Annotated in this window: 7 protein-coding genes and 1 pseudogene; 3 read left to right on the forward strand and 5 right to left on the reverse strand. The window is 62.9% G+C overall.

What is annotated here, in order from left to right:
• Window positions 1-427 (forward strand): annotated as a pseudogene (locus ACYVDE_RS10765) (alpha/beta hydrolase); the annotation flags it as partial.
• Window positions 428-510: 83 nt separating this feature from the next.
• Here ACYVDE_RS10765 and ACYVDE_RS10770 read toward each other — a convergent pair.
• From ACYVDE_RS10770 to ACYVDE_RS10785, 4 genes are all read right to left on the reverse strand, one after another.
• Window positions 511-999 carry a methylated-DNA--[protein]-cysteine S-methyltransferase gene (locus ACYVDE_RS10770; protein ID WP_460501519.1) on the reverse strand — a complete coding sequence of 163 codons (489 nt, stop codon included), beginning with the start codon at window positions 997-999 and terminating at the stop codon, window positions 511-513.
• Window positions 1000-1121: 122 nt separating this feature from the next.
• The gene (locus ACYVDE_RS10775) at window positions 1122-2315 is read right to left on the reverse strand and encodes an amine oxidase (protein ID WP_460501520.1); all 1194 of its coding nucleotides are present in this window, start codon (window positions 2313-2315) and stop codon (window positions 1122-1124) included.
• A gap of 220 nt (window positions 2316-2535) precedes the next feature.
• Window positions 2536-3465: a cation diffusion facilitator family transporter gene (locus ACYVDE_RS10780; protein ID WP_460501521.1), complete on the reverse strand. Its 930-nt coding sequence runs from the start codon at window positions 3463-3465 to the stop codon at window positions 2536-2538.
• A 164-nt stretch (window positions 3466-3629) separates the two neighbouring features.
• A complete protein-coding gene (locus ACYVDE_RS10785; protein WP_460501522.1) occupies window positions 3630-4556 on the reverse strand; it encodes a cation diffusion facilitator family transporter in 927 nt (308 codons plus the stop codon).
• 149 nt (window positions 4557-4705) lie between these two features.
• Here ACYVDE_RS10785 and ACYVDE_RS10790 point away from each other — a divergent pair, with 149 nt between their 5' ends.
• Both ACYVDE_RS10790 and ACYVDE_RS10795 read left to right on the forward strand, forming a co-directional pair.
• Window positions 4706-6121, forward strand: a complete 1416-nt coding sequence (locus ACYVDE_RS10790; protein WP_460501523.1) for an APC family permease — start codon at window positions 4706-4708, stop codon at window positions 6119-6121.
• A gap of 11 nt (window positions 6122-6132) precedes the next feature.
• Complete coding sequence (locus tag ACYVDE_RS10795) at window positions 6133-6738, forward strand: hypothetical protein (RefSeq protein WP_460501524.1); 606 nt, start codon at window positions 6133-6135, stop codon at window positions 6736-6738.
• 18 nt (window positions 6739-6756) lie between these two features.
• On the opposite strand, the gene ACYVDE_RS10800 is transcribed toward ACYVDE_RS10795, so the two are convergent.
• A partial coding sequence (locus ACYVDE_RS10800; RefSeq protein WP_460501525.1) for a DUF92 domain-containing protein occupies window positions 6757-7196 on the reverse strand: 440 nt, incomplete at its 5' end.

The raw sequence follows: 7196 nt of genomic DNA on the forward strand, positions 1-7196 counted from the left end.
CCTGGCCGCCCTGCTGGCTACCGACGATGCCCTGCTGGCCCGCCACGGCCTGCCCCGCAACCCCGTGCGAGGTGCCATCATGGACGACCCGGCCGGGCTCGACATGTACAGCTACCTGAAGGAGCTGAAGTACGAGGGCGACGAAAAGTATAAGATTCCTTTCGGCAACGACCCAGCCGTGTGGAAGCAGATGTCGGCCATTTATAAGATTCGGCCGCACCTGCCGCCGTTCCTGTTCTTCATTGGCGGCGAAACCTACCCCAGCATCAGCGGTAGTTCGGCCCGCTTTCGCGATGAGCTGAAAGCCACCGGGCAGGCGCCGCAGTACACCATTATTCCCGGGCGGCACCACATTCCAATGGTGCTGCAGCTATACTGGCAGCACAACATCATCTACCAGCAGCTACTGAAGTTCGTGGGAGCGTGAGGCAATGGGTAAATAAGCGAATGGGTGAATGGGGCAGAACAGGTAGCATTCACTCATTCACCCATTCGCTCATTCACCCATTGCTAAAAAAGTCCGCCTTGCCGCACCGGCTGCTCAAATTCCAGTAGCCATTTTTTGCGGTGCATGCCGCCGGCGTAGCCCGTGAGGCTGCCATCGGACCCCACCACGCGGTGGCAGGGCCACACAATGGCCAGCGGGTTCTGGCCGTTGGCCGCGCCCACGGCTCGCACTGATTTGGGGTTGTTCAGCAGCTTCGCCACGTCGAGGTAGGAGGCCGTGCGGCCGTAGCCGATGCCCAGCAGCGCCTGCCACACCTGCCGCTGGAAGTCGGTGCCGAAAGCAGGAGCGTACGTTAAATCGAATTTTTGCAGTTCGCGGCCGAAATAGGCCCGCAACTGCTCGTGAGCCGGGCGCAGACAGTCGGCTACGGCAGCGGGCCCGGTGGCTTCGGCCGCTTCATTCAGAAACGTGACGGCGCTCAGGCCCGCATCGGAGCCGGTGAGGACGAGCGGGCCGAGAGGTGTGAGCAGCGTGGCGGTAGCAGCGGTCATGCCGTAAAAGTAGAGACGCAATATTTTGCGTCTTGTCGTTGAACGGCTGGACCTGTGCCGGACGCACAAAGCCGTGCATTTATAACAACATCAGCAACGGCGAGACGCAAAATGTTGCGTCTCTACAGCATCGCCGATACCCGCCGCTGGAGTGGCCGCACGGCGCTCAGCGCGGCTTGGGCTTGTAGCAAGGCTTCGGCGCTGGGCTGGTGTAGCACGCGGGCCGGGCCGGGCTGCGAGAGGTCGGCATCCCATAGGCCGGACTGGTGCCACTGGTCGAGGTGGTCCCAGTCGGGCCGGTCGATGAGCGGGTAGATGCACACGCCCTGCAGCGGCAGGCCCTGGCGCAGCACTTGGGCGCATTCGTCGGCAATGGTGCGCCACCACAGGGGCCGGTCCACGCCGGGGTGGCTGGTCTCGGTGATGGCGAAGGGGCGGCCGTAGCGCTGGTAGGCGCGGCGCAGCAGCAGGTGCAGTGGCACCCAGCGCGGGTCCATCACCACATCGTGCCAGCCCAGCTTCTGGTAGGGGTGCAACTGCCACTGGTTGTCGTAGTAGTAGTTGAAGCCCACGATGTCGAGCAGTTCGGGCGCGCCGCCCAGCTCGGGGCACAGGCGGCCGCAGAGCATGTCGGTGGCCTGAAACTGGTTTTCGTGCATGTCGCGGGCCTCGCGCCGGGCCGTTGGGCCGGCCCCCAGCGCTGCGCTGATGCTGATGAGCGGCTCGGTGGTGAGCAGGCGAATGCTGGGGTCGGCCTCGCGCAGGGCGTAGCTGCCTTCGATGTAGGCGCGCATCAGGCCGTACTTCACGCGCCAGCCCTGGCCGTGGCAGTAGGGCGCGGTGCCGTTGGCGTCGCCACCCAGCCACGAGATGAAGCTTACTTCGTTGATGGGCGTCACAATGAGCACGTCGTCGGGCCGCTCGGAGCGGTAAAAGTCCACGAAGGCGCGGCAGAGCGCGGCAAAGCGCCGGGCAAACATGGGGTGCAACGGCGTGAGGTCGTCGGGGTAGCCGAAGTGGCACAGGTCCCAGATTTGCTGCACGCCGTGGCGGCGGCCGGCGTCCAGCATCGTCTTCACGGTGCTGAAATCGTAGTGGTAGGGCGTTTTCTCAATCATCGCCCAGCGAATGCCCTCGCGCACGGTGCCGATGTTGAACGGCTTTTGGGCCGCGTAGTCTTCGTCAATGAGCTGCAGGTGGCCGGTGAGGGGCAGGAAATCGACGCGGTTGCCGAAGGCGTTGAGCTGGTCGGTGCACTCGTAGCCGCCCCACCAGAAGGATTGGAACGGGCTGGTTTCGGTGGAAAGCTGATTCATAGCAGGTGCGGGGTAAATAAGCGAATGCCCGCGCCGGCTGATAGTGCGGGCGCGGGCATTGGTAATGCTTAAACTGGAAAAACGCCGCCGGGGTTAAGGTCGAGGTTAGCTGAACGCGTCATGCTGAACGCAGTCGAAGCATCTCTACCGCACAAGTAATTGATTTTACTGCTGCGGTAGAGATGCTTCGACTGCGCTCAGCATGACCGGCTCTTTTATACTACTTACCTGCCGCCTGCACCAGGTTTTTTGCCTCGATGAAAATACGCTGCACCTCGGGATGCTCGCGGCGGATGGCGTCCTGCAGCTCCTCCACGGCGGCGGCCACCTGGGTCGAGCTCATGTTGTCGGCAAAATCCACGTCGAGGGCCATGATGACATCGTTCGGGCCGAGGTACATGGTGAGGGGCGAGCGGATTTCGCGCACCTGCGGCTGGTCGCGGGCAATGCGCTCGAGGTTGGCCAGCGTGGGCGCATCCACGCCGGTGCCCACCAGCAGGCCCTTGGTGCGGCCCACCAGAAACACGGCTACCAGCATCAGCAGCAGCCCGATGGCGATGGATGCGCCGCCGTCGAAGTACGGATTATTGAGCAAGTGGCCCAGAAACACGCCAATGCCGGCAATGGCCAGGCCCAGCAGCGCGGCCAGGTTTTCCATTACGGAGGCAAACACGGCCGGGTCGCGGCTCGTCTTCAGCATCTGCACGAAGCCCACGTTGCCGCTCGACTGCGCCAGCAGCGCCTTCACCGAGAGGTAAAACGCAATGCCCTCGAACAGAAAGGAGAGGCCCAGCACCACGTAGTTCCAGGTGGCGTCTTCGATGGGCTCGGGGTGCTGAATGTGCTTGATGCCCTCGTAGAACGACATGCCGCCGCCGATGGCGAAGATGAGCACGGCCACAATCAGGCCCCAGAAATACAGCTCTTTGCTGTGGCCGAAGGGGTGCTCGGCGTCGGCCGGTCGCTCGCTCTGAGCCGTGCCGTAGAGCAGCAGCCCCGAATTACCGGTATCGACGAGCGAGTGGATGCCCTCGGACAGCATGGCCGACGAGCCGGTGAAATACGCCGCCACGAACTTGCTGATGGCAATGGCTACGTTGGCGGCAATGCCGCCGTAGAGGGAGAGTTTGGAAGCGTTGGCGTTGGCCATGCGGCGGAGAAATGGTATGTGGTAGTAGTCGTAAGAAATTCAAAGAACGTCATGCCGCGCGCAGCGAAGCAGCTTGCCCGCACTAGTAGACTGAATTACTGGTGGCGGGCAAGCTGCTTCGCTGCGCGCGGCATGACGTGCTGATAGCAGCTATCAAGCTACGTTTACGCTGCCCGGCTCGATAGCGACTTGGCTTCGATAAAAATGCGCTTCATTTCGGGGTACTTCGCCCGAATATCGTCCTGGAGCTTATCGATGGCGTGCTCGATTTCTTCCGAGGTGAGATGATGGTCGAACTCCACATCGAGGGCCAGAATCACGTCGGCCGGGCCGAGGTAGGAGGTGAGGGGCGGGCCTACCTGGTCGACGTTGGGCTGGGCCCGCACCAGCGCTTCGATGGCGTCCACGGTTTCGTCGTCGACGCCGGTGCCCACCAGCAGGCGCTTGGTTTTGTAGATGAGGAATAGCGCCACGCACACCAGTAGCACGCCGATGGCAATGGAAGCCGCGCCGTCGAGGTAGGGATTGTTTAGCAAATGGCCCACGTACACGCCGGTCAGGGCAAATACCAGCCCCAGCAGGGCGGCCAGGTCTTCGAGCAGAATGGCGAACACCGATGGGTCTTTGCTACGGCGCAGGGTGTCCCAGAAACCAGCGTCGCCGCGGTCGGCATTGAAGGCTTTGAACGCCAGGAAGCAGGAAATGCCCTCGAAGAGCAGCGACAGGCCCAGCACCCAGTAGTTCCAGGTGGGGTCGGAGAGGAGCGCGGGGTGCTTGAGGTGCTCGATGCCTTCGTAGAGAGACATGCCGCCGCCCACCGAGAACACCAGAATGGCCACAATCAGAGCCCAGAAATACAGTTCCTTGCTGCGGCCGAAGGGGTGGCGCTTATCGGCCGGCTTCTCGGCCTGGCGCACGCCGTACAGAATCAGGCCGCCGTTGCCGCTATCCACGAGCGAGTGAATGCCCTCGGACAGCATGGCCGACGAGCCGGTGAAATACGCCGCCACAAACTTGCTGACGGCAATGGCCACGTTGGCCGCGATGGCCCCGTAAATGGCCAGTTTAGAAGAAGAACCCGGTGAACTCATGGCTGGGCTTACGCGGCGGATGAAGCCGGGGTTGGTGAAACGTAGCGCGGACTCTGCGAGTCCACCCCCCGGCCGGGTAGCCAACCGTTCAGGCGGTGCGAACGACCCACGGGGCCGCCGAGTCGGCGCTACGGCGGTACTTTCGTCCCATGTCAGCACCCTCTTTGCAGCGCCGCCTCGGCCTGGTTCAAGCTACCGCCCTCAACATGATTGACATGGTGGGTATCGGCCCCTTCGTGACCCTGCCGCTCGTAATGGGCTTCATGGGGCCGAATTTCCTGTTGGCTTGGCTGGTGGGGGCGGCCCTGGCCTCGGTCGATGGCCTTATCTGGAGCGAGCTGGGTGCGGCCTACCCCGAAGCCGGCGGCAGCTACCGCTTCCTCAAGCTGGCCTACGGCGAGCAGAAGTGGGGCCGCTACATGTCGTTTCTCTACGTGTGGCAAACGCTCATTCAGTCGCCGCTGGTGCTGGCCTCGGGCGCTATCGGCTTCGCCCAATACTTCGGCTACCTCGTGCCGATGACCGAGTGGTGGCAGCCCAAAGCCGTGGCCGGCGGCGTGGTACTGCTGCTCATCGTGCTGCTCTACCGCCGCATCGAAGACATTGGCAAGCTGGGCGTGGCCCTGTGGGTGGGTGTGCTCAGCCTCATGGGCTGGCTGATTTTCGGCGGCCTCACGCACCCCAACCACCACGTGGCCATTTTCCCCGAAGGTGGCTTTCCGGCCCTGCCGGGTTTGCTGATTTCGGTAGCCATGGGCCAGGCCGCCGTCAAAACCATTTATTCCTACCTCGGCTACTACAACGTGTGCCACCTCGGGGCCGAAATCAAAGGGCCGGAGAAGGTGATTCCACGCAGCATTTTTCTTAGCATTCTGGGCATTGCGGCGCTGTACCTGCTGCTGAACTGGAGCGTGGGCACGGTTATTCCGTGGCAGGAAGTGCAGGGCTGGCAGGCCAGCGCCGGCGACAAGTCGCAGTTCATCGTGAGCGTGTTTGTTGAGCGGCTATACGGGCCCGGGGCGGCGCTGGTGGCCACCGGCATGGTGCTGCTGGTGGCGTTTGCCTCGCTGTTTGCGGTGCTGCTGGGCTACTCGCGCATTCCCTACGCCGCCGCGGCCGATGGCGAGTTTCTGCCGGTGTTCGGCAAGCTGCACCCTACCAAGCATTTCCCCTACATCTCGCTGCTGCTGCTCGGTGGTGTGGGTTTTGTGTTCAGCCTGTTATTTCGGTTGGGCGAGGTGATTTCGGCCATTCTGGCCATGCGCATTCTGGTGCAGTTTGTGGGCCAGGCCGTGGGCCTGATACTACTCCGGCGGCGGCGCGGCACGGCTGCCCTGCCGTTCAAGATGCCGCTCTATCCGCTGCCCGTCATCGTGGCCATTGTGGTGTGGCTGTTCGTGTTCGTGGGCATCGCGCCGGCCGAGGTCACGTGGGGCGGCGTGCACTTCAAGCTGTACTTCCAGCTGGCTGCGCTGGGCATGATGGCGCTGGGCACGGGTGCATTTCTGCTCTGGAGCCGCAGCCAGCGGCGGTGGCCGTTTGGGGAGCATCAAGCCGTTGAGTAACCTCAAGGACGATGAAAAAAACGATGATGCCGCGCATGCTACTGCTAGCGTGCTTACTGCTGTTTAGTGCTGGGCCGGCTGCTGCCCAGTTATTCACGACGGCAGGCCGGACGCTCTCGGCCGACTACCTGCAGTGGAGCCCTTCGCGGCGCCTGCAGGCGAGCGACTTCCAGCTACGGGTGCGGCCGCGCAACAACCTGAGCAGCAGCTTCGCCAGTTTTGGTATCGAAATGAACGGCCGCGTCGCGGACCTGCTCTCTAAGCGCGCCAATTTCGTCGTGCAGAATTTTATGCACCGTCCCAGCTCCTATCTCGATTCGACGAATGCCCAAGCCACCGAGCTGCAGCTGCAATACCTGCAAACGGAGTGGGACATTTACGAAGTGGCGGCCCGACGCGTGCGGCAGAAGTTGCGGGCTTCGGCCAAACAAATTATTTTCTGGGGCAAGCCCGACGTGAACGAGGTATTCCGAACGGCTTGCGAGGAAGCCAACAAGCGCGTCGTGCAGTACGCCGACGAAACCAATTACGGCTTGTTTGTAGATAAGCAGCAGAATTGGGAAAAGCAGCTGGCAAAGGAGCTAGCTGAGCTAGCTGACTTCGCAACGGTCCATTAGCCTTGCTGGCGGCCCCACCTACCCAAGCCACCGCATCAGCCCGCCGGCTACCAGCGCCCCGGTCAGAGTATTGAGGAAATTGACCGCATTGTTGCCCAGCACGCCGCGCCGCTCCAGCGTCGCGCCCAGCACTGAATCCATCAGGTTGCCGGCCGTGCCCGCCACCAGCAGCGCGCCAAATGCCGCCCAGCCGCTGCCGGAACCCAGACAATAAACGGCCGCCAGCACCGCCGAACCGGCCAGACCTAGGGCCGTGCCTTCCAGGCTCACCACGCCGTTAAGGCCGCGCGCATCGGGCCGCAGCGTGAGGATGTTGTAGTAGCGGCGGCCGTACACGTTGCCGAGTTCGGAGGAAAGTGTATCGGCCGTAGCCGCCGCAAAGCTGCCGGCCAGCATGAGGCCCGCCAGCGGGGCCGCGGTGGGCATTTGCCAAGCCAGCAGGCCCAGTCCGGCGGCCA

Source organism: Hymenobacter agri, from assembly GCF_054778495.1.

Excerpts from the sequence above, each read along its gene's own strand:
- ACYVDE_RS10770 (WP_460501519.1), bottom strand. The coding sequence starts at position 999 with ATGACCGCTGCTACCGCCACGCTGCTCACACCTCTCGGCCCGCTCGTC.
- ACYVDE_RS10775 (WP_460501520.1), bottom strand. The coding sequence starts at position 2,315 with ATGAATCAGCTTTCCACCGAAACCAGCCCGTTCCAATCCTTCTGGTGG.
- ACYVDE_RS10780 (WP_460501521.1), bottom strand. The coding sequence starts at position 3,465 with ATGGCCAACGCCAACGCTTCCAAACTCTCCCTCTACGGCGGCATTGCC.
- ACYVDE_RS10785 (WP_460501522.1), bottom strand. The coding sequence starts at position 4,556 with ATGAGTTCACCGGGTTCTTCTTCTAAACTGGCCATTTACGGGGCCATC.
- ACYVDE_RS10790 (WP_460501523.1), top strand. The coding sequence starts at position 4,706 with ATGTCAGCACCCTCTTTGCAGCGCCGCCTCGGCCTGGTTCAAGCTACC.
- ACYVDE_RS10795 (WP_460501524.1), top strand. The coding sequence starts at position 6,133 with ATGAAAAAAACGATGATGCCGCGCATGCTACTGCTAGCGTGCTTACTG.